Source organism: Ruegeria sp. C12, from assembly GCF_056537745.1.
Map to the genome: position 1 here is coordinate 1 of NZ_JBQFSA010000008.1, position 22626 is coordinate 22626.

The 22626-nt window shown below is 60.8% G+C and carries 27 protein-coding genes; 17 read left to right on the top strand and 10 right to left on the bottom strand.

Features of this window, described 5'->3' with window-relative positions; all coding sequences use genetic code 11:
• Positions 1–179, top strand: a 179-nt coding sequence (locus ACR0C9_RS15520) for an EF-Tu C-terminal domain-related protein (RefSeq protein ID WP_480781542.1), incomplete at its 5' end; no start/stop codon positions are given.
• A gap of 360 nt (positions 180–539) precedes the next feature.
• A complete protein-coding gene (locus ACR0C9_RS15525; protein WP_480781424.1) occupies positions 540–1403 on the top strand; it encodes a M48 family metallopeptidase in 864 nt (287 codons plus the stop codon).
• A gap of 67 nt (positions 1404–1470) precedes the next feature.
• On the opposite strand, the gene rpe is transcribed toward ACR0C9_RS15525, so the two are convergent.
• A complete protein-coding gene (gene rpe, locus ACR0C9_RS15530; protein WP_480781425.1) occupies positions 1471–2160 on the bottom strand; it encodes a ribulose-phosphate 3-epimerase in 690 nt (229 codons plus the stop codon).
• Positions 2161–2323: 163 nt separating this feature from the next.
• Between rpe and phnC the strand changes: the two genes are divergently transcribed.
• From phnC to ACR0C9_RS15555, 5 genes are all read left to right on the top strand, one after another.
• The gene (gene phnC, locus ACR0C9_RS15535; protein WP_480781426.1) at positions 2324–3145 is read left to right on the top strand and encodes a phosphonate ABC transporter ATP-binding protein; all 822 of its coding nucleotides are present in this window, start codon (positions 2324–2326) and stop codon (positions 3143–3145) included.
• A 64-nt stretch (positions 3146–3209) separates the two neighbouring features.
• A complete protein-coding gene (gene phnD, locus ACR0C9_RS15540; RefSeq protein ID WP_170454555.1) occupies positions 3210–4112 on the top strand; it encodes a phosphonate ABC transporter substrate-binding protein in 903 nt (300 codons plus the stop codon).
• A 66-nt stretch (positions 4113–4178) separates the two neighbouring features.
• Positions 4179–5060 carry a phosphonate ABC transporter, permease protein PhnE gene (phnE, locus tag ACR0C9_RS15545; RefSeq protein ID WP_170454553.1) on the top strand — a complete coding sequence of 294 codons (882 nt, stop codon included), beginning with the start codon at positions 4179–4181 and terminating at the stop codon, positions 5058–5060.
• A complete protein-coding gene (gene phnE / locus ACR0C9_RS15550; protein ID WP_480781427.1) occupies positions 5057–6424 on the top strand; it encodes a phosphonate ABC transporter, permease protein PhnE in 1368 nt (455 codons plus the stop codon). The genes phnE (ACR0C9_RS15545) and phnE (ACR0C9_RS15550) overlap by 4 nt, the downstream gene beginning before the upstream one ends.
• A gap of 19 nt (positions 6425–6443) precedes the next feature.
• Positions 6444–7058 (top strand): LbetaH domain-containing protein, encoded by a 615-nt coding sequence (locus ACR0C9_RS15555; protein WP_480781428.1) that lies wholly within the window; start codon positions 6444–6446, stop codon positions 7056–7058.
• 151 nt (positions 7059–7209) lie between these two features.
• On the opposite strand, the gene phnF is transcribed toward ACR0C9_RS15555, so the two are convergent.
• On the bottom strand, positions 7210–7920 hold the full coding sequence (gene phnF / locus ACR0C9_RS15560) for a phosphonate metabolism transcriptional regulator PhnF (protein WP_170623887.1): 711 nt from the start codon (positions 7918–7920) through the stop codon (positions 7210–7212).
• Positions 7921–8022: 102 nt separating this feature from the next.
• Between phnF and phnG the strand changes: the two genes are divergently transcribed.
• From phnG to ACR0C9_RS15605, 9 genes are read left to right on the top strand one after another with little or no spacing between them, the layout of a single operon-like run.
• The gene (gene phnG, locus ACR0C9_RS15565) at positions 8023–8481 is read left to right on the top strand and encodes a phosphonate C-P lyase system protein PhnG (RefSeq protein WP_170623886.1); all 459 of its coding nucleotides are present in this window, start codon (positions 8023–8025) and stop codon (positions 8479–8481) included.
• A complete protein-coding gene (gene phnH / locus ACR0C9_RS15570; RefSeq protein ID WP_170454542.1) occupies positions 8481–9056 on the top strand; it encodes a phosphonate C-P lyase system protein PhnH in 576 nt (191 codons plus the stop codon). The genes phnG and phnH overlap by 1 nt, the downstream gene beginning before the upstream one ends.
• 3 nt (positions 9057–9059) lie before the next feature.
• A complete protein-coding gene (locus tag ACR0C9_RS15575; protein WP_170623884.1) occupies positions 9060–10151 on the top strand; it encodes a carbon-phosphorus lyase complex subunit PhnI in 1092 nt (363 codons plus the stop codon).
• Positions 10148–10744, top strand: a complete 597-nt coding sequence (locus ACR0C9_RS15580) for an HAD family hydrolase (protein ID WP_170454538.1) — start codon at positions 10148–10150, stop codon at positions 10742–10744. The genes ACR0C9_RS15575 and ACR0C9_RS15580 overlap by 4 nt, the downstream gene beginning before the upstream one ends.
• The gene (locus ACR0C9_RS15585) at positions 10741–11619 is read left to right on the top strand and encodes an alpha-D-ribose 1-methylphosphonate 5-phosphate C-P-lyase PhnJ (RefSeq protein WP_480579982.1); all 879 of its coding nucleotides are present in this window, start codon (positions 10741–10743) and stop codon (positions 11617–11619) included. Before ACR0C9_RS15580 ends, ACR0C9_RS15585 begins: the two co-directional genes overlap by 4 nt.
• The gene (locus ACR0C9_RS15590; RefSeq protein ID WP_480579985.1) at positions 11616–12014 is read left to right on the top strand and encodes a VOC family protein; all 399 of its coding nucleotides are present in this window, start codon (positions 11616–11618) and stop codon (positions 12012–12014) included. The genes ACR0C9_RS15585 and ACR0C9_RS15590 overlap by 4 nt, the downstream gene beginning before the upstream one ends.
• On the top strand, positions 12014–12793 hold the full coding sequence (gene phnK / locus ACR0C9_RS15595; protein WP_480781543.1) for a phosphonate C-P lyase system protein PhnK: 780 nt from the start codon (positions 12014–12016) through the stop codon (positions 12791–12793). The genes ACR0C9_RS15590 and phnK overlap by 1 nt, the downstream gene beginning before the upstream one ends.
• 22 nt (positions 12794–12815) lie before the next feature.
• Positions 12816–13499: a phosphonate C-P lyase system protein PhnL gene (gene phnL / locus ACR0C9_RS15600; RefSeq protein ID WP_480579988.1), complete on the top strand. Its 684-nt coding sequence runs from the start codon at positions 12816–12818 to the stop codon at positions 13497–13499.
• Complete coding sequence (locus ACR0C9_RS15605) at positions 13496–14044, top strand: phosphonate metabolism protein/1,5-bisphosphokinase (PRPP-forming) PhnN (RefSeq protein WP_480781429.1); 549 nt, start codon at positions 13496–13498, stop codon at positions 14042–14044. The genes phnL and ACR0C9_RS15605 overlap by 4 nt, the downstream gene beginning before the upstream one ends.
• Here the strand turns inward: ACR0C9_RS15605 and ACR0C9_RS15610 are convergent.
• Positions 14026–14709: a DUF1045 domain-containing protein gene (locus tag ACR0C9_RS15610; RefSeq protein WP_170454525.1), complete on the bottom strand. Its 684-nt coding sequence runs from the start codon at positions 14707–14709 to the stop codon at positions 14026–14028. The genes ACR0C9_RS15605 and ACR0C9_RS15610 overlap by 19 nt on opposite strands.
• A gap of 53 nt (positions 14710–14762) precedes the next feature.
• On the opposite strand from ACR0C9_RS15610, the gene ACR0C9_RS15615 reads away from it, so the two are divergent.
• Complete coding sequence (locus ACR0C9_RS15615) at positions 14763–15905, top strand: alpha-D-ribose 1-methylphosphonate 5-triphosphate diphosphatase (protein WP_480781430.1); 1143 nt, start codon at positions 14763–14765, stop codon at positions 15903–15905.
• Here the strand turns inward: ACR0C9_RS15615 and ACR0C9_RS15620 are convergent, their stop codons facing one another.
• The 7 genes from ACR0C9_RS15620 to ACR0C9_RS15650 are packed head-to-tail and all read right to left on the bottom strand — an operon-like array spanning position 15906 to position 22403.
• Positions 15906–16382 carry a class I SAM-dependent methyltransferase gene (locus ACR0C9_RS15620; RefSeq protein ID WP_170623880.1) on the bottom strand — a complete coding sequence of 159 codons (477 nt, stop codon included), beginning with the start codon at positions 16380–16382 and terminating at the stop codon, positions 15906–15908.
• Positions 16383–16399: 17 nt separating this feature from the next.
• The gene (locus ACR0C9_RS15625; RefSeq protein WP_170623878.1) at positions 16400–17152 is read right to left on the bottom strand and encodes a polysaccharide deacetylase family protein; all 753 of its coding nucleotides are present in this window, start codon (positions 17150–17152) and stop codon (positions 16400–16402) included.
• A complete protein-coding gene (locus ACR0C9_RS15630; protein WP_480781431.1) occupies positions 17149–18291 on the bottom strand; it encodes a glycosyltransferase family protein in 1143 nt (380 codons plus the stop codon). The genes ACR0C9_RS15625 and ACR0C9_RS15630 overlap by 4 nt, the downstream gene beginning before the upstream one ends.
• Positions 18288–18872 carry a histidine phosphatase family protein gene (locus tag ACR0C9_RS15635; protein ID WP_480781432.1) on the bottom strand — a complete coding sequence of 195 codons (585 nt, stop codon included), beginning with the start codon at positions 18870–18872 and terminating at the stop codon, positions 18288–18290. Before ACR0C9_RS15635 ends, ACR0C9_RS15630 begins: the two co-directional genes overlap by 4 nt.
• The gene (locus tag ACR0C9_RS15640) at positions 18869–19945 is read right to left on the bottom strand and encodes a glycosyltransferase family 4 protein (protein ID WP_480781433.1); all 1077 of its coding nucleotides are present in this window, start codon (positions 19943–19945) and stop codon (positions 18869–18871) included. Before ACR0C9_RS15640 ends, ACR0C9_RS15635 begins: the two co-directional genes overlap by 4 nt.
• Complete coding sequence (locus ACR0C9_RS15645; protein WP_480580012.1) at positions 19945–21192, bottom strand: glycosyltransferase; 1248 nt, start codon at positions 21190–21192, stop codon at positions 19945–19947. The genes ACR0C9_RS15640 and ACR0C9_RS15645 overlap by 1 nt, the downstream gene beginning before the upstream one ends.
• The gene (locus ACR0C9_RS15650; RefSeq protein WP_170454508.1) at positions 21189–22403 is read right to left on the bottom strand and encodes a glycosyltransferase; all 1215 of its coding nucleotides are present in this window, start codon (positions 22401–22403) and stop codon (positions 21189–21191) included. The genes ACR0C9_RS15645 and ACR0C9_RS15650 overlap by 4 nt, the downstream gene beginning before the upstream one ends.
• Positions 22404–22626: the final 223 nt, after the last annotated feature.

The following is a 22626-nucleotide window of genomic DNA, read 5'->3' on the forward strand; positions in this document are numbered from 1 at the left end:
CTGACGTGACCGGCACCGTGACCCTGGCCGAAGGCACCGAGATGGTCATGCCCGGCGACAACGTGTCGTTCGGCGTTGAGCTGATCGCACCGATCGCGATGGAAAACGGCCTGCGCTTCGCGATCCGCGAAGGTGGCCGCACCGTTGGTGCGGGTGTTGTTTCCAAAATTATTGAATAATTCGCACGTGCGAATGATCAAACGGAAAGGGCGTCCCTCGGGACGCCCTTTTTGTTTGAACGCAATGATCCTGAGACACACCAAATGTAGTGTGTCGAAGATCATCGAGTAATCGGTAGGCCAGGCTTCAGCCCGGCTCGTCGTTGAGATTGAGAAGGCCGCTCCCTAAGGGGCGGCCTTTTTTGTGGCGAGCCCTTCGCTGCGAAAGTCATCGCCGAACATTTGGCGTTAGCGCATAGTACTCAATAATACGACCGGGTTCCGCGATTCCGTAGAAAGACTGAACAGTTGATTTCGTCTTACAAAATAGATGTAATTTCATAATCTATTACTTTTCACGATTTTTGTGGGGGATTTCCCATGCCTTTGTCAAAAAATGAAATGCAGGAACTAAGACATCCTACTGAGACTCCACGCTTTTACATAACCTTGTTTGTTTTGATTCCGTTTGGTTTCGTAACGGCGCTGCTAACAGTCGCAACTTTTGGAACCATTCTTTTGCTGGTTCCGATCATCCTTTTCTCGCTGTGGTTTAGCCTTAGGTTGGCTGTCGCGCATTGGATGAACAATTTTGTCCAGGTTTCAGCGGCGTCTTTCCCTGAAGCCAACGATGCGATCAAAGAAGCGAAGGAGCTTTTTGGTTACAACCGAACGGTCGAGGCATATGTTCATGAGGATGGATCTTACAATGCATCAATCCTGTCGCTTCTCAACACCAAGATATTGCTTCTGAATTCCGAGCTTCTGAGGAACGAAAACACTAAGGACGAACTGCGATTTATTGTGGGGCGATTTGTGGGCGCATTGGCAGCTAAACATTTCCGGTTTGGCTGGTTGCAATTCTTCATTAACAGTGTGGAGAAGCTATTGATCTTCAATATTTTGCTTTTCCCCTACGAACGCGCAACCAAACTATCAGGCGACAGAATGGGATTGCGCATGATTGATGGCAACACTCGGGTTGCTGTGAGGTCGATGATGAAAATGGCTGTAGGCTCCGAGATTGCTGACCGTGTCAACGTTCGCGCGTATGTGGCACAGGGAAGAAAATACAATGGGAGTTTCTTTGGCTGGTTGGCCCGTGCTTTTTCGTCTTTCCCACACCACTGCACACGAGTGTCAGAGCTTATCGTCTTCGCCAAACAAAAATACCCGAGAAGCGTTTCCGCTTCCCGTGGCCGGGCCCGCAAACGCCGTGTCAGCGGCGCAAGAATGGCTACATAGCGACTGACTTTGTGACCCGGGAGCCATTCGGCACAGACCCAGTCAGCCGCCGCCATAAGCTGCTGAATTAGGACAACCCACCCTCAGCCGCCGCGCGAACGGCCCGGATGTTCTCACCATAAACCTCCGGCTGATCCACTGATCCACCCTTGAACACAGCCGATCCGGCCACCAGCACATCCGCACCCGCTGCCGCAACCAGTGGTGCGGTTTTGGGATCGACGCCACCGTCGATCTCGATATGCACGGGGCGGTCGCCGATCATCTGGCGCAGTTTGCGGACCTTGGCGGTCATGTCGATGAACTTCTGGCCACCGAAACCGGGGTTCACGGTCATGACGCAGACCAGATCGGTCAGGTCCAGAAGATGCTCGACCGCCTCGGCCGGGGTGCCGGGGTTCAGGGCGACGCCAGCCTTCATACCTGCGGCGCGGATGGCCTGCAGGGTGCGGTGGGTGTGCGGGCCGGCCTCGACATGGGCGGTCAGGATGTCGGCGCCCGCATCTGCGTAGGCTTGAATGTAGGGGTCAACCGGCGTGATCATCAGATGCACGTCCATCACGGTTTTCACATGTGGGCGGAACGCCTTCACCGCCGGGGGGCCGAAGGTGAGGTTCGGCACGAAATGGCCGTCCATCACGTCGACATGTACCCAGTCTGCGCCTTGGGCTTCGATGGCCTGAATCTCGGCCCCGAAATTGGCGAAGTCGGCGGACAGGATCGACGGGGCGATCTTGATGGTGCGGTCAAAGCTCATGGCGGCCTCGTGTCAGCAAAAGAGTCGCGGTCGCGTATACCCGCGCCTTGCCCCGATGGGTAGCCCTAGTGGGACGTGCGGCGTTACAAAACTTTCACCGCAGTGACACATATCCGTTTACTGGCATCTGTAGCTGACCGCCAACACGAATTGGGGGTGGCACGTGCTGCGGATCGAGAAACTGACCAAACGCTTTGGCGGGAATACAGTCGTGGACGCGGCGACGCTGGATGTGGACAAGCCGTGCATGATCGGCATCATCGGACGTTCGGGTGCGGGCAAATCGACGCTGTTGCGGATGATCAACCGTCTGACGGATTCGACGGAAGGTCGGATTCTGTTCGAAGGCCGCGACGTGACCCAGTTGAAGGGGCGAGAGAAACGGGCATGGCAGGCGGATTGCGCGATGATCTTCCAGCAGTTCAATCTTGTGCCCCGCATGGATGTGGTTTCCAACGTGTTGCACGGCACGTTGAACCGCCACTCGACGCTGGCGACGATGTTCAACCTGTACCCGATGGCCGAAATTCACCGCGCCATCGATATTCTGGACCGTCTGGGCATTGCCGAACACGCGCCCAAACGGGCTGAGGCGCTTTCGGGTGGACAACAGCAGCGCGTGGCCATTGCCCGCGCCCTGATGCAGGACCCTAGGATCATTCTCGCGGATGAGCCGATTGCCTCACTCGACCCGATGAATGCGCAGGTGGTGATGCAGGCGCTGCGTCGTATCCACGAGGAAGATGGCCGCACCGTCATCGCCAACCTGCACACGCTGGACACGGCGCGCCGCTACTGCGACCGCGTCGTCGGAATGCGTGACGGTCGCATCGTGTTCGACGGCCTGCCCGAGCAACTGACCACCGGCGTCGCCCGCGAAATCTATGGCGCTGATGCCAGCTTCTCGGAAGAGGCGACCTCGACCGAGATCGACACTCTGGACGCCACCCAGAAGGCCCTGATGGAAGCAGAAGCCACCATCTGAGCCACCCAACCCCTTTCATCGACCGGCCGATGAAAGGCCGGCACAAAAACCTGGAGAGAGACAGATGAAAAAACTGATTGCTGCCCTTGCTGCAACCACCGCCTTGGCCGCGCCGGTCCTGGCTGACGACATCAGCGAGTTCCGCATTGGCATTCTGGGCGGTGAGAACGCTCAGGACCGCCTGAACAACAACGAATGCCTGCGTGAATACACCGAAGAAACATTGGGCGTTGAAACCAAGCTGTTCGCGCCTGCCGACTATGATGGCGTGATTCAAGGCCTGCTGGGCGGCACAATCGACATGGCGTGGCTGGGCGCATCGGGTTACGCAAAAACCTATCTGAGCGACCCCGAAGCGGTCGAGCCGGTTCTGGTCAAGGTCAACACCGATGGCGGCTACGGCTATTACTCGATCGGTTTTGCCCGCAAGGACAGCGGCATCACCTCGCTGGAAGACATGAAGGACAAGACCTTTGGCTTCGGCGATCCGAACTCGACCTCGGGCTATCTGATCCCGTCCATCGAAATCCCACAGGCCACCGGTTCGACCATGGAGTCGGGCGACTATTTTGGTGAAGTCAAGTTCACTGGCGGTCACGAACAGACCATCGTTGCTGTCAATAACGGCGACGTTGATGGCGGCGTGACCTGGGCCGATGGACTGGGTGACTGGGAAGACGGTTTCAACTCCGGTGCCCTGCGTCGTGCGGTTGATGCGGGTCTGATCGACATGAACGACATGGTCATGATCTGGCAGTCCAAGCCGATCCCGGAAGGCCCGGTTGTACTGCGCACCGCGCTGCCTGCGGATGTGAAGGAAAAGATGACCGCGCTGATGGCGGGTCTGGCCGAAAAGGACCGTGAATGCTTCTACGGCGTTGCCGCTGGTGAGGCCAAAGCGTTCGAACCGATCACCCATGACGCTTACGAAATCATCATCGAAGCGCGCAAGCTGAAGTCGAACTAAGCCTGCATCCTCCAAGATCGGGGTCCGGTACCTGCCGGGCCCCGTTTTTCCACTCAGGAGCATTCCATGACAGACCTGACCGCAGGGCCCCCCAGCGTCGCCCAGATCCGGGCCGACTATTCCGAGATGACACGGCGCAAGCGGGTCTATGGTGGTATCCTTCTGATCCTGTTTGTGGCGCTGATGGTCGCGGGCTTTCGTACAGCAGACAGCCGCAACGCGGGCAGCTTTATCGATGGTTGGCACCGCATCTTCGACTACCCGTCCGAGGTTCTGGCCGAGGCGTGGGAGAAGATCGGCGCGATGCCCGAGAATCTGGTCACGTTCTTCCCGGCCTTGATCGAGACAATCAACATCGCCGCAGCATCGACCCTGATCGGGACTATCGCGGGGACGTTTCTGGCCTTGATGTCGACGCGGGGCATGGCGCTTTGGCCTTCGCTGATCCCGCTGTTCCGCCGCATTGCCGACATTTGCCGGGCGATACCGGAGATCGTGATCGCGCTGGTGCTGATCTTTGTTCTGGGCGGTGGTCCGGTTCCGGCGATGATCGCGATTGCCATTCATACGGCAGGGGCCTTGGGCAAGCTGTTCTCGGAAGTGAATGAGAACGCCTCGCTGAAACCGGTCGAGGGGTTGCATTCGGTCGGTGCGAACTGGTCACAACGGATGTATCTGGGTGTGATCCCGCAGGTCGGGCCGAACTATGTCAGCTATGCCTTGCTGCGGTTCGAGATCAACATCCGCGCCTCGGCCATCCTCGGTTTCGTCGGGGCTGGCGGTCTGGGCTATGAGCTGCGCAACTCGATGTCCTGGGGGCAGGGGCGCTATGACGAGGCCGCCGCCATCTTCCTTCTTCTCTTTGTCACTATTGTCGTCGTGGACCAGATCTCGGGTGTGCTGCGCGACCGCCTGACCCATGGGTCGGAAAAAGGAGCTTCGGCATGAGCACCTTCGCAACCGATCTGACCGTTGTTGAACTGAAGGCCGAAGCGGACCGTCTGTTCAGCCGAAAACGTCTGGTGAATTTCGGCCTTCCGGCTTTGGTGCTGGTCTATCTTGTCTACGTGTTCTTCGCCTTCGACGTGCCGGGTTTGGCAGGGCGGGCGAACCTGGAAAACGGCAAAACTCTGGTCGCCGACAGCTACAGCTACAAAACCCATATCGAGCGGGACAATCGCACGGGTGAGGTCTCAGCCGCCATCGAAGGCGAACGCAAAGGCGCCTACCCAGAAGGCGAGGCGCCGGATTGGGTAACGCTAGGCGAAACGACGGTCATCGATCTGGAAGACGGACATGTGGTGCGTTTTGGTCCGGAGACCATCGAATATGACATTCCCGGCTACGGCACCGTGCGCGCCACACCGACCCGATCTGCCGGGGTGCAGGCCGAACTGCCAGCGGGCGATGTGCCCGAATGGATCAATGTTTCAAAGAACCGGATGGCGATCACCACGGATGCCGGTCGCCTGACCGTAACCCGCAACCGGGCCGAGGTGTTCCGGTATTTCACCGGGTGGGAGCTGTTCTGGTTCACTTTGGACAGCCCCTATTACGGCCAGTCATTCTCCGATCTCGCCGGGCGCGCTGCATCCGGCGAAGCCGGGGCGATCTTCAATGATTTCTGGACCAACAAGATGTGGCGGCACCAGGACGTGGCCTGGGCCATATTCGAAACGATCCTGATGGCGTTTCTGGGCACGTTCGGCGCGGCCATCGTGGCCCTGCCACTGGCCTTTCTGGCGACGCGCAACTTCAACCCGTTGAAATCCGTTCGGTTCGTCACGCGACGTATCTTTGACTTTGTGCGTGGCGTGGATGCCCTGATCTGGACGGTTGTTCTGGCCCGCGCCTTTGGGCCCGGCCCGTTGACCGGCGCTTTGGCCATGCTGGTGACGGATACCGGTACCTTCGGCAAGATATTCTCGGAAGCGTTGGAGAATGTGGACCAGAAACAGATTGAGGGCGTGCAATCGACCGGTGCAAACGCGCCGCAGCGCTATCGCTTTGGGGTCATCCCGCAGATCACACCTGTTTTGTTGAGCCAGCTTCTGTATTTCCTCGAATCCAACACCCGAAGCGCCACCGTGATCGGTGCGATCACGGGCGGCGGTATCGGCCTTTTGCTGACGCAAGCGATCATCACGCAGAAAGACTGGGAAGAGGTCGCCTATTACATCGTCCTGATCATCCTGATGGTGATGCTGATGGACTGGTTCTCGGGCTGGTTGCGGCGTCGCCTGATACAGGGGGAGATTGGAAAGGCACGCAAACCGCGCGATCCCAAGCGCAAACCCTTCCTGCTGCCCTGATCTAACAACGGACGAGACAATGCCACGACTGCGCGCGGATCAGCCGTTCATCCATCCCGATTGCCAGATCAGTAACAGCCGGTTCGGGGAATATGTCGAAATCGGCGCGGGTAGCCGCCTCGCCAATACGGTCAGGGGTGACTATTCCTATTGCGACCAGACCTGTGACATTGCCAATGCCGAGATCGGCAAATTCGCCAATATCGCCAGCTTCACCCGGATCGGGGCAACGGATCACCCGATAGAGAAAGCCTCGCTGCACCATTTCCTGTACCGGTCGGCAGATTATTGGGACGGTGAAGAGGACGATGCCGAATGGTTTGCCCATCGTGCCAGCCGGACGGCGCGGATCGGCCACGACACCTGGATCGGTCATGCGGCGATCATCAAGCCCGAGGTTTCCATCGGGCATGGGGCAGTCGTCGCCTCTGGTGCCGTTGTGACCAAGGATGTCGCGCCTTACACCATCGTTGGTGGCGTCACAGCGGCCCAGATACGCCGTCCGTTCTCTGACACGGTGTCCGACCGGATGTTGGCCCTGTCATGGTGGGATTGGGACAATGCCCGTTTGCGGGCGGCCCTTCCGGACTTCCGCACCCTGAGTGCCGAAGCCTTCCTGGAGAAGTACGAATAGGAAAAGGCAAACTCTCCCGCGCCCGCTGGTGCATCGGCTGCGCCGATCCCCCTTGGCGACCTTGGGCCCGGCGCCGCGCTGCGCGCGGCGCTACGCCCAACAGGATGAGGCCTCCGGCAGGAGGGCGAAGACGGGCGGGAGCCCCTTGGGTTCAATCCTCATTCAGGGTCAATGTCACACGCTCGCCGGCGAAAACGGTTCGGCCATATTCCACAGGATTGCCGTCCGGGTCGGCGTTTATGCCGATTGAAAACAGCACGGGAGCCCCTTCTGCCATATGCAAATGAAGCGCCTGTGTTGCGGTCGCCGCCCGCGCTGTCAGCCGGGTCGAAATTCGGGTGTAATCGGAAATGCCACAGGTTTGCAGGGCTTTGGTAACGGATTGCGTGTCCGAGAGGGCCTTGAGCAGATCGGGAAACCGCTCGGCCGGAAACACACTTTGAAACAGGCCGATGGGTTGCCCGTCCGCCAAAGACAACCCGTCATAGACGTGCACCGAGGCACCTTGTTCAAGCTGTAAAGCCTCGGCTTCTGCCTCATCCGCCGCACGGGTGGTCAGCGCTAGGATTTTCTTGCCGGGGATCTTGCCGCCGGCTGAGATATTCTTGTGGTAACGCACCCGCTTGCCAATGGGATAATCCGTGGGCCTCGCCGCCACAAACACGCCCGCTCCGCGCCGTGCGTGGACCAGCCCCTGATCGGCCATATCCGACAGGGCACGCCGGACCGTGTGGCGGTTGACCCCATGAGTTGCCGCCAACTGCGCCTCGGTCGGCAGGCGATCACCCGTTTGATACCGCCCTTCGGCGATATCCGACGTCAGGCTGAGGGCGATGCTTTTCCAGATCGGCGTTTTGCTCATGTCACCAAATATTCACAGAGTTCTGATTGCACGGCGCACGCACGCACGCTAATATTTGTCTAGTTGTATAGTATAGATAGACAACCCAGCCAAGAGGCTTTGATGACACATCAAACAGAAATCGCGACGGCTGCCCGGCAAGAGTGGATGGGCCTTTTGGCGCGCGCTCCGGAAGATGCAATGTTGACGCTTTGGAAGGATCTTGCGGACCGTCCCCCTTTTGAGTGGTTGCGTCGGCCCGAAACCGGCGGCGTGATGGTGCGCGGACGCGCGGGTGGAACCGGTGCGCCGTTCAACCTGGGTGAAATGACGGTTACGCGTTGCTCGGTTGTTCTGAAGGATGGCACGGTTGGGCATGGCTACGTTCAGGGACGCTCGAAACCCAAGGTCGAGGCGGCGGCGGTGATCGATGCGATGATGCAGACGGCGGCGGCGTCAACCCTGCGGTCCGAACTCCTTGATCCGCTGAAACAGCAGATGCAGGCGGTCAAGGCCACGCGCGCGGCCAAAGCAGCCGCAACCAAGGTCGAGTTCTTCACGATGGTCCGGGGGGAAGATTGATGTCGGCGCAAACGCAATTCTCGGGTGGCTTCGACAACGCACCGATCCAGGCCGCTCATGCGTTCCGCGCTGCGATGACAGTAATGGCGCGCCCCGGCGAAATCCGCCCGCTGACCGGTGTTGTGCCGCCCAGCCCGCTGTCCGCGGCCGCCGGAACATTGCTTTTGACGCTGTGTGACCCGGAAACCAAGCTGAATCTGGCCGGGGCTGTTGACACCGACGCTGTCCGCAACTGGCTGACCTTTCACACCGGCGCTCCGCTGGTACCCGCGCCCGAGGCCGACTTTGCGGTTGGAACCTGGGATGCGTTGGCCCCGCTTGACGTCTATCGCATCGGAACGCCGGAATACCCGGATCGCTCGGCCACTCTGATTGTCGAATGCGAGGCGCTGGAACAGGTGGGTGCTGTTTTGTCCGGTCCCGGCATCAAGGATGTGGCGCATCTGGCTGTGCCCGACATCGCTGCGTTTCAGGCGAATTCGAAACTCTACCCGTTGGGGTGCGATTTCTTTCTGACCTGCGGAGAACAGGTCGCTGCCGTGCCACGCAGTACGCAGATCAGGGCGGAGGGCTAGGTCATGTATGTCGCTGTCAAAGGGGGCGAAAAAGCCATTGAGAACGCCCATAGCTGGCTTGCCGAGGAACGGCGCGGCGCGACAGATGTGGCGGAGCTCAGCCTCGGCCAGATCCGGGAACAGCTGAGCCTTGCGGTCAATCGGGTCATGGCCGAAGGGTCCCTGTACGATCCTGATCTCGCCGCTTTGGCGATCAAACAGGCGCGCGGGGATCTGATCGAGGCGATCTTTCTGATCCGCGCCTATCGCACCACCCTGCCACGCTTTGGCTACTCGAACCCTGTCGAGACAGGGCAGATGGCTTGCGACCGTCGCATCTCGGCCACCTTCAAGGACGCACCGGGCGGGCAAGTTCTGGGCCCGACTTTTGATTACACCCACCGGTTGTTGGATTTCAAACTGGCCGCAGATGGCGAGGTGCCTGCCACCCCTGAAGGATCAGCGCGTACCGAACCAACGCCGCATATCACCGAATTCCTCAAAGGCGAGGATATCATCCAAGACGAACCCCTTAGCGATGAAACCCCGGGCGATCTGACACGTGAACCGATGGAGTTTCCCTCGAACCGCCCGCTGCGCCTGCAATCTCTGACGCGCGGGGATGAAGGGTTTGTGCTGGGCATGGCCTACTCGACCCAGCGCGGCTATGCCCGCAACCACGCCTTTGTCGGCGAGTTGCGGATCGGCAAGGTCACGGTTGAGATGGACATCCCGGAACTGGGTTTTGCCATCGACATTGGCGAGGTCGAACTGACCGAATGCGAGACGGTAAACCAGTTCAAAGGCTCAAAAACCGAACCGCCGCAATTCACGCGCGGTTATGGGCTGGTCTTTGGTCAATCTGAACGCAAATCGATCTCGATGGCTCTGGTCGACCGGGCGCTGCGGTGGGAGGAGTTGGGAGAGGAAAATCTGGGTGCCCCCGCGCAGGATGAAGAATTTGTTCTGAGCCATGCGGATAACATTCAGGCCACAGGGTTCCTCGAACACATCAAGTTGCCGCATTACGTGGATTTTCAGTCCGAACTGGAACTGGTGCGCAAACTGCGCCGCGAGGCGGAAGAACGCATTACGCCCAGGGAGGCTGCGGAATGAAGGCGGTTGTTTTTGACATTGGTGGTGTGCTGATCGACTGGCAGCCGCATCTGGCCTGGGTCGAGGCATTGGGTTCCGAGGACGCCGCCCATGCGTTTATTGAGCGGACAGGTTTTCGGGAAAAAAACGCGCGCGGGGACAATGGCGAGTGCTTTGCTGATCTGGCGCAGGAGCTGGAGGACCCGCAGGACCGGGAGTTGTTCGCCGGATATGTCGATCTTTACGCCCGAACGGTTGAAAATGCGATCCACGGGACCTGGGACGTGCTGGACAGGCTCAAGGCGCAGGGAACACCGGTGCATGCCATCACCAACTGGTCCGCTGAAACCTGGCCCGAGGGGTTAAAAGTACACCCACGTCTGGGTGAGGTGTTCGGAACTCTGGTTGTGTCTGGCGAAGAAGGGATGATGAAGCCGGACGCGCGGATATTCCATCTGCTGTGTGAACGGGCGGGAATTGCGCCCGAGGGCTGCGTTTTTATTGATGACGGATTGCACAATGTCGAAGGCGCTCGGGCGGTCGGAATGGATGGTATCCATTTCACGACACCGCAGGCGCTGGAGATCGCTCTAACTGAAAGAGGGTTCCTATGAGCGAGTATAATTTCGCCTATCTGGACGAGCAGACCAAGCGGATGATCCGCCGTGCCATTCTCAAGGGTTTGGCCGTTCCGGGCTATCAGGTGCCCTTTGCCAGCCGCGAGATGCCGATGCCCTATGGCTGGGGCACGGGCGGGGTGCAGGTCTCGGCCGCGACGCTGACGCCGGATGATACGTTCAAAGTGATTGATCAGGGGGCGGATGACACCACCAATGCCGTCTCGATCCGAAAGTTCTTTGAGAACACGGCAGGTGTTGAAACCACGGAAGAGACGGAAAAGGCGACGGTCATCCAGACCCGCCACCGCATCCCCGAGGCCAAGCTGACCGAGGATCAAATACTGGTCTATCAGGTGCCGATCCCGGAACCCTTGCGCTTTCTGGAGCCGCGAGAGACCGAAACGCGGAAGATGCACAGCCTTGAAGAATACGGGCTGATGCATGTGAAACTGTATGAAGACATCAGCCAGCACGGGGCGATTTCGACCTCATACGCTTATCCGGTGAAAGTGTCCGACCGCTATGTGATGGACCCGTCGCCGATCCCGAAATTCGACAACCCCAAGCTGGAAATGGACGCGATCCAATTGTTCGGGGCCGGGCGGGAGCAGCGGATTTACGCAGTGCCGCCGCACACCAAGGTCGTCAGCCTCGATTTCGAGGATTATCCGTTTGAGGCCACCAAGGCCGATCACGCCTGCGATCTGTGCGGGGCCGAAGACAGCTATCTGGATGAGGTTATCATTGATGATGCGGGCAACCGGATGTTCGTATGCTCGGATACCGATTACTGCCACTCGCGCCGCGCGGCGGGCCGTTTGGGCCGATTGGGCGAAACACAGCCAGAATTGCAAGGAGAGATGAGATGACAGGAAGGCCTTCGATTGTTCCCTATTTCAGCTATGTCGATGCAAAGGCTGCGGTTGAGTTTTTGCAGCGTGCGTTTGGGTTGGAGGTTGTTCAGGCCTTTGATGGCGAGGACGGTCGGCTGATGCATGGCGAGATGCGATATGGCAACGGCATCATCATGATGGGCACGGTCGACGATGCCGTGCAGGTGCAGAGCCCCGGCGTTTATCTGGTCGTCGAGGATGTGGACGCCCATTTCGAAACCGCAAAGGCGGCTGGCGCCGAAATTGTTTACCCGCCCGAGGATACTGAATTCGGAACGCGCCGTTATCGGGCGCGCGATTCAGAAGGGCATGAGTGGTCGTTTGGCAGCTATCAGCCTCAGACGGTTGCTCCGGATTGGGGCGCGGAATGATGGGGCAAAACGTGCCATTGTTGAGCGTCAAGGGCATCGAGAAACGCTATGGCACGCGGATCGGCTGTGCAGATGTCAGCTTCGATCTCTACCCCGGCGAGGTGATGGGGATTGTTGGCGAGAGCGGGTCGGGGAAATCCACGCTGCTGAACTGTCTGGCCGGGCATCTGGTGCCGGATACGGGGCAGGTGATCTTTGACACCCGTGCAGATGGACCGGTGGACACAGTCACCATGTCGGAACCCGCGCGCCGGATGCTGGGTCGCACTGATTGGGCCTTTGTGCACCAGCACGCGCGCGACGGGTTGCGCATGTCGGTCAGTGCCGGGGGCAACATTGGTGAACGGCTGATGGCCGTAGGCGACCGGCACTATGGCGATATCCGGGACAAGGCGATTGACTGGCTGGGCAGGGTCGAGATCGCTGCATCTCGGGTCGATGACCGCCCGACCGCGTTTTCCGGCGGCATGCAGCAGCGGTTGCAGATTGCGCGCAATCTGGTGACGGGGCCACGGCTGGTGTTCATGGATGAGCCGACCGGGGGGCTGGACGTCTCGGTTCAGGCGCGTCTGCTGGACCTGCTGCGCGGGTTGGTCCGCGAGATGGGCCTGAGCGCGATCATCGTCACCCATGATCTGGCCGTGGTGCGCCTGCTGGCGGATCGATTGATAGTGATGAAGGACGGGCATGTGGTCGAGGCCGGGTTGACCGATCAGGTGCTGGACGATCCGCAACATGCCTATACGCAGTTGCTTGTGTCCAGCGTCCTGCAGGTTTGAGTATTTGGGAAAAGATGAAGTGATGATTGAGCTGAAGGACGTCAGCAAGAGCTTTACCCTGCACAACCAGGGCAGCGCGGTCATTCCGGTGATGGAAGGGGCTTCGCTGAAGGTGGCGCCGGGCGAATGTGTTGCCCTGACCGGGGCGTCCGGTGCTGGGAAGTCCACCTTGATGCGGGTGATCTATGGCAACTATCTGGCCGCGTCCGGTTCGGTTCTGGTTGCTGGGTTGGATGTTGCGCAGGCCGAACCGCGCGAGATTCTGGCTCTGCGGCGAGACACGCTTGGCTATGTCAGCCAGTTTCTGCGGGTTGTGCCAAGGGTGCCGACGCTGGAGGTAGTGGCCGAGCCCTTACTGGCGGTTGGTTGCGATCGGCAGATGGCGTTGGACAAGGCGGCGGGATTGTTGGCGCGGCTGAACATACCGGAACGGCTATGGTCCCTGAGCCCGACGACCTTTTCCGGGGGCGAACAACAACGTGTGAATATCGCGCGCGGCTTCGCGCATGAGTATCCGGCGATGTTGTTGGACGAACCGACCGCCAGTCTGGATGCACAGAACCGGGAAACCGTTCTGTCGCTGATCGATGAGGCCAAGGCGCGTGGCGCGGCGATAGTTGGGATATTCCACGACGTTGATGCGCGTGATCGGGTCTGCGACCGCGCGGTGGATGTGTCCACATTCACGCCCGGACAGGCGGCATGACACTCGCCCCGGTCATAGCGGTTGTGGGTCCATCAGGCGTTGGCAAGGACAGCGTCATGGTGGCGCTGGAGGCGCGCGCGCCGGGTATTCAGCGATTGCGGCGGGTGATCACCCGGCCCGAAGGGGAAGAGGGCGAGGAGTTCGACCGTGTCTCGGTCGAGGTGTTCAAGCAGATGGTGCTGGACGGTGCCTTTGCCATGCATTGGCTGGCGCATGGGCTGCTGTATGGCGTACCAGCCGGGATCGCCGAACAGCGACAGAGTTGTCAGGCGGTGCTGGTCAATTTCTCGCGCGCTGTGCTGGTGCAGGCGCAGAAGGTGTTTGGCGATCTGATCGTGATCTCTCTGATCGCTGATGCCGAGGTGCTTGCACAACGGCTGGCCGCGCGGGGGCGCGAAAGCGCGGCGGATCAGGCCAAGCGTCTGGGCCGGGCCAAAACGCCCCTGCCGGACGGGCTGAACCGGGTGATCGAGATCGACAACTCGGGTGCTTTGGATGACACGGTCAGCGAAATCCTTGCGCAGCTTCAGTCGGAAAGGGCGTAGCGATGGATCAGGTGAAAGCGACCGTCCTGAGCCTCGCCCATCAGGGCCAGATCGTTGATCTGAAAGGGCGACGGCAGCAGCGGGGCCAGATGATCGGCCAGTGCGCTTTCGACGTCTGTCAGCGTGGTTTTGTCCAATCGCCCGCTGAGCGTGATGTGAAATCGGAACGCGTCCAGCACATAGGGATAGCCCCACTGAACAAGATTGGCGTCCTGTTCCGGGGTCAGCTTTGCCGCCCGGCGGCGGGCCAGTTCCGCCTCGGACGCGGGCGCGCGAAACGTATCCAGATCCTGCACGCAGCCAGCGGCCAGAGCGTTCAGGGCATCGGTGTTCCCAACGGGGCGCAAGGCCAGAAACCGGCCCAGACGCGCGATCTCGAGCCCGTCCAGCGTGACCGGCGCGTGACGCGCGGCCAGCGCGGCGCAGGCATCGTGCAGCGCGTCCACGGTTTGGCCGTCGCGCAAGCGAAAGGGGGGCTTCATCGTTGCGTGCAGCCCGTATTTGCGCGGAACCTCGGTGACGGTGGCCACGTCGATGCCGTCGACAACCGGGTGCGTAACCTGCGTTCCGGCCTCCATGTCCCAGCCCAGCCAACGGGTGGCAAATCTCGTCCATTCCGCGTCAACGGGCGGGGCAAAATAGATCGCGTATCGCGTGAATGTCACATTGGCCTCCTAGCTACGTGGCCGTTCAATATCTCAAACTGCGTGAAGTTCAGATGACAGAAGAAATGATCCTTGCCAATGCCACGCTTGTGTTGCCCGAAGAGACCGTGACCGGCAGCGTTCGGATCGTCGGTGGCACCATTGCGGAGATGGACACAGGCACCTCGGTTCCGACGGGGGCGATCGATTGCGGCGGCGACTATGTCTGCCCCGGATTGGTGGAGTTGCACACGGACAATCTGGAACGCCATATCCAGCCGCGCCCCCGAGTGGACTGGCCGCATGCCGCCGCGATCCTTGCCCACGATGCCGAGTTGGCCAGCACCGGGATCACCACTGTCTTCGATGCCATGCGCGTGGGCTCGATCCCGTCTGGGGCCGCGCGATACGGGAAATACGCCCGTGGCCTGTCGCAGGAGCTTTGGGACCTGCGGGAACAGGATGCGCTGAAGATCAGCCATTTCCTGCATCTGCGGGCCGAGGTGTGCTCGGAAACGCTGGTCGAAGAACTGAATGAGTTCGGCCCCGAGGACCGGGTTGGGCTGGTGTCGATCATGGACCATACGCCGGGCCAGCGGCAGTTTCGCGATCTGTCAAAGTTCGAGGCCTATATGAAGGGCAAATACGCGATGGAAGACGATACGTTTTTGCAGCACGTGGCGCAGTTGAAGGGCCTGCGCGACCAACACGGTGACACACACGAGGTCGAAACCGTGAAGGCCGCGCAACGGTTCGGGGCGGTGATCGCCAGCCATGATGACACGACCGAAGATCAGGTGAAGGTTTCTGCAGGCCACGGCATTTGTCTGGCCGAATTCCCGACAACGGTCGAGGCCGCGCGCGCCTGTCATGACCACAACATCAAGGTGATGATGGGGGCGCCGAACATCATACGTGGCGGCTCTCATTCCGGGAATGTGGCGGCCGAGGAACTGGCCCGGCTGGGTCATCTGGACATCATGTCGTCGGATTATGTGCCGTCGGCCCTGTTGCTGTCAGCAGTGCGTCTGGGTGAGATGTGGGGCGACATGGCACGCGGTCTCAGGACCGTCACTCTGGCCCCGGCGCAAGCCGCAGGGTTGCACGACCGGGGAGAGCTGCGCAGCGGCGCGCGTGCCGACCTGATCCGGTTTCAGATGCGGGGCGATGTTCCGGCCTTGAAGGCGGTCTGGTCGCGTGGGCAGCGCGTGGCCTGATCAGGCAAGGTAAAACAAGTACCGGTCCGGTGCGATGGTTTCGGGCCCTTTGATCTGATCGAAGCCCACCAATGGCTGGCCCGAGATCAGCAACCCTCCGGGCTGCATCACCTGCGCGATCAACGGGCTGAGGCGGGCAGCTTCGGCCACGTCCTCTTCCTTGATCCCACGTCCGAAATCATAATGCGCCATGGCCATCTTGTGGCCTTCACGGGCCAGCCTTTCCAGCATCGGCTCGGCCTCGCCTTGCAGGAAATCCTGTTCGGGCGGGGTGCTGTCGGGGTGGCATTGCAACACCCGGTCCATCACCCAGATGCGCCGGTTGGGCAGGATCTCTCGCAGGTGGTCATAGGTGCGCCCGTTGCCCAGGCCCATGTCCAGCACATCGCCGTCCTTATCCGCGATCCGGGATGCGGCCCAGTTCAGCCCGTCGCGCTGGGCAGTCAGGCGACGCAGCATGGAATCCAATCGGCTCATCAGGGGAACTCCGTTCTTCAGGTCTTGGGGGCGGTCCACGCCTGTGCGGGGCCGTCCAGTAGTTTCGTCAGCAGGGCCTCGGTGAAGGCCCAGATGTTCGGGTCGTGGACAAGGTGGTGGGTCAGCACTCCGAACGGTTCAGCATTCTCTGCCCGTCCATTGCGGCGATCCTTGAGAAAGTCCACGACCTGCAAGATCAAAACATCCGGAGCAACCAGCCCGCGTGTTCCACGCCAGTCAATGGGATCGAGATGGGTGTTGATCTGCTCCAGCCCCGGGGCGGCCATCGCGGCCTTGCGCGGCGTTGCCGTGGACAGGATGCGAAAGCCCAGCGCGGGCAGTTGCGCGACGGCTTCATCGCCGATCCTGTTCCAAGGTGGGACAAACATCGGTCGCAGCCGATCACCGAACATCTCTGTCATACGGGTAAGCCCCGCTTTTGCATCGGCGATAACCGCATCCAGTGGTCGATGCGCCCTAAACTCGGACTTCTTTTCACCTTCGGGTGCGTGATTCTGATGCGCCCATCCATGGACAACGGGGATCAAAACCGGATGCTGGTCGACATATCCCGCAAGTTTTGCATCCGCATCACGGGGGATCACAGCCAGATGGACAGGCAAGCCCAACCGCTCGGAGAGTTCGGTTAGCCTGTCCAATTGCGGTGTAAGCGTCGTCGCATCATCGTCCCGCCACCACAGGGGCAGGGACAGGTCGCCCTCGCGCCACAGGGCCAGTTCGGCGTCCAATGGGCTCCAGTCGGGGTTCATGGCCGTTGCTCCCACAAGTGTTTGGCGATCTCGACGCTGCGCTGTGCGCCGTCAAACCCTGCGCGTTCGGGCTTTCGCCGCCCGTCGGAAATCACGCGTTCAACCCGCTGGGCCAACACAGACCCGGTCAGGTCCTGACTGTGCAGCAGCTCGATCGCGGGCAAACCCGACAGACTCTGACCGCGCAGCCCCTGTTCGACTTCCTTGCCGTCGTCAAAGGGCACAAACACCGCAGGCGTTCCGCATTGCAGGATATCCAAAGCGGTGTTGTAGCCGCACATGCTGACTGAGGCCGCGGCATGGGGCAGCATCTGCCTGAAATCCGGGCGCACGGGTTCCAGTGTCACCGGTGCCCCATCAACGTACCCGGACAACTCGGCAATGCGGTCCTTTGCGTCCCGCCCGCCCACCAACAGGCGCCAGCGCCTGTTGGACATCTTTCGGGCGGCCTCGATGGCCGCGCGAAAGATCGGCTGGCCGACAGATCCGCCGCCTGCGCTGACCAAAACTTCGTCCCGTCCCACGGCGTCTGGATGCAGGCTTGGTGCCTCTGGTGCGACAAACCCCGTATAATGCAGCCGTTCGGCAAGGCGTTCCGACACCGGCCAACTGACCGAAAGCGGGGTGATGTTTTCATCAGAATGCACCAGCACACCGTCATAATAACGTTGCACAATCTCATCGGCGCGTTCGGCCTTCGCGGGTTTCGAGGGCGGTGCCAGAATGTCCCGGATCGAACAAAGAATGATGGGCCGCGATTCCAGTGCGTGTGCGGCTTCCAGACCCGCTTCAAACTCGGCGGCCAGCACACGGCGGCCAAAGGGGAAAAGCTCGGTGATCAGAACCTGGGGCTGAAAGCTGTGTATCGCCTGAACCAAAGCGGTGCTCCGCGCAGTCAGATACCCTGCATCGGCGACCTCGCCGGTCTCTGTCAGAAGGCGCGTGAAATTTGTCCCGTCCGAGCGCAACGGCGGCAGGCCAAGCAGGGTCATGCCGTCCGTGTTCAATTGCGGCGCGGGCATACCGCCCGACACAACCAGCACCTGCTGCCCATCGTCCACAAAGGCGCGGCCCAATGTCAGCGCGCGGCTCAGATGACCTGTGCCCAGCAGATGGGTGACGACGATCATCACTCTCATTGCGTGGCTCCGCGAGGGATCAGGCGCACAGGGTCAGGTTCGGCGGTCAGGTCAGGCATCTCAACGACATAAAGCCGATTGCGTTTGATCTTGAAAGGCGCGGGGCCTTCAAAATTCCAACCCCAGGCGCGGGCGAGGATCACCCGCATGATGCCGATATGGCAGACCGCGACCGTGTCCCGCTGCAACCCAGACAGCCATGGTTGTAAGCGACGCCAGACCTCGGCGGGGCTTTCGCCATTGGGCGGGCGGTAGTCCCAGCCCCAGTCTTCGATATGGCGATAGCCGCTTTTGGGGTCTTCAATCAGATCGACGCCGCGCAGCCCCTCCCATTCGCCCCAGTTCATCTCGGTCAGGGCCGGAGATGTATGCGGAATGCGACCCGATACCAACTGCGCCGTCTCGTGGGCGCGGGTCAATGGGCTGGACCAGATGTCAGCCTGCTGCCAGCCCGACGGAAGATCGTAGCCCGCCAATTCAGCCCGCGCGTCATCATCAAGGGAAATATCGCTGCGCCCTTGTATCTGCCCGGCGCGGTTCCAGCTTGTGTGTCCGTGTCGCAAGAGGGCCAGTCTGGTCATGCCGATGCCTCCACCAACGGGCGCACCGTTGACCAGAATATTTCGGTCGCGCGCGGCATCAGGTGATGCGCCGCCACATGCGCCCGCGCGTCGGCACCAAGGGTTCGGCGTCTGGCGGGGTCATCCAGCAGCGCCTGAAGATTCATGGCAAATCCCGGTACCCCGGCGTCCACGGATGGGTAATCCGACGGACAGAGAACATCCCGAACCCCCGGCCGATCCTGCGCCACAACGGGCAGGCCGGCTGCCTGCGCTTCGAGGTAGACCATCCCATAGGCCTCATTCACGCCGGGCCAGACGAACAGGCTGGCGGCTTGGTAGGCGGTTTGCAGAGCGTCCCGATCCAGTTGACCCAAGAAGGTGACGCGATCCGCAAAGGGTGCCATCAGGGTCTCGACCTCGGGGCGGGCGGGGCCGTCCCCTGCGATGTTGAGGTGCCATTCGCCGGTCAGATGCGCCAAGGCTTCGGCGAGAATGGTGTACGAGGCCAGCTTGTCCCCGTGGCGCATCATCCCGACGCTCAGCATCGGGCCGTCCGCGGTGCCGCTTGGCGGCAGGTCGGAGATCGGCAAAAAGGGTGGCAACTCAACCAAAGCCTGATTGTTGCAGCGGTCGCGCTGCAGGGTGATCAGGTCATTTGCCGTGTGATAGAAAATCACCTGCGCCGCATCGCAGGCCGCGTGCGCCGCCCGGGCGAAGCCCGACCAGGGGCCGGTCAGGCGGCTGGAGGCGCGGGTGCTTTCCAACTGAACATAAGGAATGCCGCGCGCCTTTGATACGGCAGGGCCCAACAGATCGGGGGCCTTGTAGTAGTTGTGATAGGTCACCCAAAGATCGACGTCCGACGGCAACCGGGAAATCAACCGCTGCGCCTCGTCCTCAGCCGCCAAACGCAGCGATTGCTGATGTGCCGCGTCTCCGGTTTTGTCATAGATGCGCAGGTCCGAGATCAGATCGACCCGGTCCCCTTGCGCCGAAATGGCCTGCATCAGGTTGCGGGCCATTTCCCGGTCGCCCGAAGGTTTTGGGCTGTCGGGGGACTTCATCGGCGCATAGAACGCGACGCGCGCCATCAGGCGGCATCCGTGCACAAAGCGCTCAGCCGTTCCGACAATCGAGCGATGCCCGGGTCCATCCGAAACTCGGCAAGCAAACGATCATAAGCGGCTTGGGCCATCTGGGCAGTTGTCGCTGGCTGCGCCGCCATCTGGGCCATCGCCTCGGCCAAAGCCGCCGGGTCGTCCTGTGACAGAACGCCATGCGTTCCGGTTTCGATAAACTCGGGAATCGCGGAAACGGGCGTCGAAAGAATCGGCAGTTTTTGCGAGGCCGCTTCCATCAGGACATTCGGCAACCCGTCCCGGTCTCCGTCATCGGCAATTCGGCTGGGCAGCACGAACAGGTCCGCATCCCGCATCGCCGCAATCACCTCGGGCTGATCACATGCGCCTTTCCAGGTGATGCGGTGCGCAACACCCGCAGCCTTTGCCTGTTCCTGCAGCGCCTGCCCCATACCACCGCCGCCGATATGTGTCCAATGCCAGTCCAGTGTCTTGGGCAGCAGGGCGAAGGCCGCGATCAGACGGTCAAAGCCCTTTTTCTCGACCAGCCGCCCGACCGAGATCATGTGAAACGGCCCATTCGCATCGCGCAACGCGCGCTCGGGCGGGGATGGAAAGCGGCCGAGGTCCAGCCCGTGGTAAATCAGATCGACCCGATCCGGGGTATCCGCCAAACCGCGCAGGTGTTGCGCCCCGATGTCGGTGCAGGTGGCCCCGAAGGCTGCGCCATGGGTCGCTGCCTGCAGCTTTTCGCGTTTCTCCCAGTCCGGCGAGGTCCAGATATCCTTGGCGTGGGCAGAAAAGCTCCATGGAACGCCGCGCATGATGGACGCGTAGCGCGCGACCGATGACGGAGTGTGCATGAAATGCGCATAAAGCGCCCGTGTGTCGCCGGGCAGTTCCGCAGCCAGAACGCAGGCCTGCCCAAAGCGGCGGATGCGGTTGTGGGTGGGATCACGACGCAGGTCTTGCCGCCATACCCGGTATGCCTCGGCATAGCCCGGAAGGCTTTGTGCAATCGCGCGTGCGGACCAGACCCGCTGGGGTTCCTGATACAGATATTCGGGCAGGTAGTGCACGCGACCGGTAAAGCGGTCATGCAGCGGATGGCGTTTGGTGTCCGTCGGGTGGCGCAGTGACCAGATGTCAAACGTGTGGCCCGCGTCCTGAAGGGCGACCAGTTCCTGCGCGATGAACGTCTCGGACAGGCGCGGCCAGCCTTTGACCAGCACCGCCAGCTTCGGCGTATTTGCACTCATCCGGTGGCCCGTTCCTGTTCGCCGGTCAGCAGGGTTTCGATCCGGTCGGTCACGTAATCCAGACCGTCAAGCAGGCCAGCCTGGATCGTCTCAGACGGCAACGGCTGTTGCGGCAGTGCACGAATGGCCTGAATCATTGCATCAGGCGTCAGGCCGTCGCGGGTTTCGTCCAGCATTCGGACAAGACCCAACCCCTCGGCCTGCGAGGCGCGGATCCACTGTTCCAGACGCGGTGTAGTACGCGGAACGATGACGGCGCGTTTATCGAAGGACAGAACCTCGCAAAAGGTGTTGTAGCCCCCCATGCAGACCACACCGGCAGCACCGGCAAACAGGGTTTCGATCTGGGATTCGAAGCCCACAGCCGTCACCCGGCCATTCAGCGCCGCCACGCGGGCTTCAAAATCGTCGCGCAGTTCGCCGGACAGGAATGGCCCATAGACCAGAACGGCGCGGGGCGACAGATTGGGGTCTTGTTCGTAAGCGGACAGAACCAGATTGACCATGGCCTTGCCATCGCCGCCCCCACCGGGGGTGATCAGGATATAGGGCTGTTCAGGCGGCTCGCCAACTGGGCCAAGGTCACGCCGCAGATAGCCGGTCCAATGAATGCGGGACTGTGTTGCGGGGTTCAGAGGCAACCCAGCGGTCGGGTCGTAGATCGAGCGCAGGCCATAAACCCAGATCTCGTCATAAAACCGCTCGGTCGCGGTAACGGCGTCTTTCCGGTCCCATTCGGCGGCCAGCACCTCGGGCTCGTCCAGCACATCGCGCAGACCAAGGACCAGCTTGGTGCCGCACTTGTTTTCCAGATACTCCAGCGTCGGCAACAATTCGCCGCGAAACCCGGTGGGTTCCTTATCGACGATCAGCATGTCCGGATCGAATTGCTGCACGGCTGTCTGGATCAGACCCGCGCGCAGCTCGGTCACTTCATCGATTCCCATGCCGATAGTGCGCGCGGCATAAGATCCGTCGGCGCGCTTGGTCACGCCGGGCAGGCGCACATGGTCGACGCGGCGGGGAAAAGTGAACCGCCCGGCCACGGGCGAGCCGGTCAGGATCAGCGCCGATGCGGTTGGGTCTGCCTGCGTTGCCGCCGCCGCCAATGCGCGCGAGCGTCGCAGATGACCCAAACCAAAGGTATCATGGCTGTAAAACAGGATGCGCGGCGCGCGACCGGATTTGAGAGTGTTTGTGCCGAGGCTCATATTGGTGCCTGTTTTTCTGGTCTTGGTGCAGGATCCGCGCGTTCGCACCAGTTATCTTATATTGTTAAGCCTTGCTTGCCAAAGGCGGAAAGGCCCAATCGCAAATGCGCGAGGCATTGCGAATTGGCAACAGAAGAATGTTGTATCGCGGGCATTTTTCTCCGGGGTTTGGCATTGTTAGCGGAATGGTCGAGAAAACGGCCAGTTGGGCAGCGCCTGGGCG

Excerpts from the sequence above, each read along its gene's own strand:
- ACR0C9_RS15525 (WP_480781424.1), top strand. The coding sequence starts at position 540 with ATGCCTTTGTCAAAAAATGAAATGCAGGAACTAAGACATCCTACTGAG.
- rpe (WP_480781425.1), bottom strand. The coding sequence starts at position 2,160 with ATGAGCTTTGACCGCACCATCAAGATCGCCCCGTCGATCCTGTCCGCC.
- phnD (WP_170454555.1), top strand. The coding sequence starts at position 3,210 with ATGAAAAAACTGATTGCTGCCCTTGCTGCAACCACCGCCTTGGCCGCG.
- phnE (WP_170454553.1), top strand. The coding sequence starts at position 4,179 with ATGACAGACCTGACCGCAGGGCCCCCCAGCGTCGCCCAGATCCGGGCC.
- phnE (WP_480781427.1), top strand. The coding sequence starts at position 5,057 with ATGAGCACCTTCGCAACCGATCTGACCGTTGTTGAACTGAAGGCCGAA.
- ACR0C9_RS15555 (WP_480781428.1), top strand. The coding sequence starts at position 6,444 with ATGCCACGACTGCGCGCGGATCAGCCGTTCATCCATCCCGATTGCCAG.
- phnF (WP_170623887.1), bottom strand. The coding sequence starts at position 7,920 with ATGAGCAAAACGCCGATCTGGAAAAGCATCGCCCTCAGCCTGACGTCG.
- phnG (WP_170623886.1), top strand. The coding sequence starts at position 8,023 with ATGACACATCAAACAGAAATCGCGACGGCTGCCCGGCAAGAGTGGATG.
- phnH (WP_170454542.1), top strand. The coding sequence starts at position 8,481 with ATGTCGGCGCAAACGCAATTCTCGGGTGGCTTCGACAACGCACCGATC.
- ACR0C9_RS15575 (WP_170623884.1), top strand. The coding sequence starts at position 9,060 with ATGTATGTCGCTGTCAAAGGGGGCGAAAAAGCCATTGAGAACGCCCAT.
- ACR0C9_RS15580 (WP_170454538.1), top strand. The coding sequence starts at position 10,148 with ATGAAGGCGGTTGTTTTTGACATTGGTGGTGTGCTGATCGACTGGCAG.
- ACR0C9_RS15585 (WP_480579982.1), top strand. The coding sequence starts at position 10,741 with ATGAGCGAGTATAATTTCGCCTATCTGGACGAGCAGACCAAGCGGATG.
- ACR0C9_RS15590 (WP_480579985.1), top strand. The coding sequence starts at position 11,616 with ATGACAGGAAGGCCTTCGATTGTTCCCTATTTCAGCTATGTCGATGCA.
- phnK (WP_480781543.1), top strand. The coding sequence starts at position 12,014 with ATGGGGCAAAACGTGCCATTGTTGAGCGTCAAGGGCATCGAGAAACGC.
- phnL (WP_480579988.1), top strand. The coding sequence starts at position 12,816 with ATGATTGAGCTGAAGGACGTCAGCAAGAGCTTTACCCTGCACAACCAG.
- ACR0C9_RS15605 (WP_480781429.1), top strand. The coding sequence starts at position 13,496 with ATGACACTCGCCCCGGTCATAGCGGTTGTGGGTCCATCAGGCGTTGGC.
- ACR0C9_RS15615 (WP_480781430.1), top strand. The coding sequence starts at position 14,763 with ATGACAGAAGAAATGATCCTTGCCAATGCCACGCTTGTGTTGCCCGAA.
- ACR0C9_RS15620 (WP_170623880.1), bottom strand. The coding sequence starts at position 16,382 with ATGAGCCGATTGGATTCCATGCTGCGTCGCCTGACTGCCCAGCGCGAC.
- ACR0C9_RS15625 (WP_170623878.1), bottom strand. The coding sequence starts at position 17,152 with ATGAACCCCGACTGGAGCCCATTGGACGCCGAACTGGCCCTGTGGCGC.
- ACR0C9_RS15630 (WP_480781431.1), bottom strand. The coding sequence starts at position 18,291 with ATGAGAGTGATGATCGTCGTCACCCATCTGCTGGGCACAGGTCATCTG.
- ACR0C9_RS15635 (WP_480781432.1), bottom strand. The coding sequence starts at position 18,872 with ATGACCAGACTGGCCCTCTTGCGACACGGACACACAAGCTGGAACCGC.
- ACR0C9_RS15640 (WP_480781433.1), bottom strand. The coding sequence starts at position 19,945 with ATGGCGCGCGTCGCGTTCTATGCGCCGATGAAGTCCCCCGACAGCCCA.
- ACR0C9_RS15645 (WP_480580012.1), bottom strand. The coding sequence starts at position 21,192 with ATGAGTGCAAATACGCCGAAGCTGGCGGTGCTGGTCAAAGGCTGGCCG.
- ACR0C9_RS15650 (WP_170454508.1), bottom strand. The coding sequence starts at position 22,403 with ATGAGCCTCGGCACAAACACTCTCAAATCCGGTCGCGCGCCGCGCATC.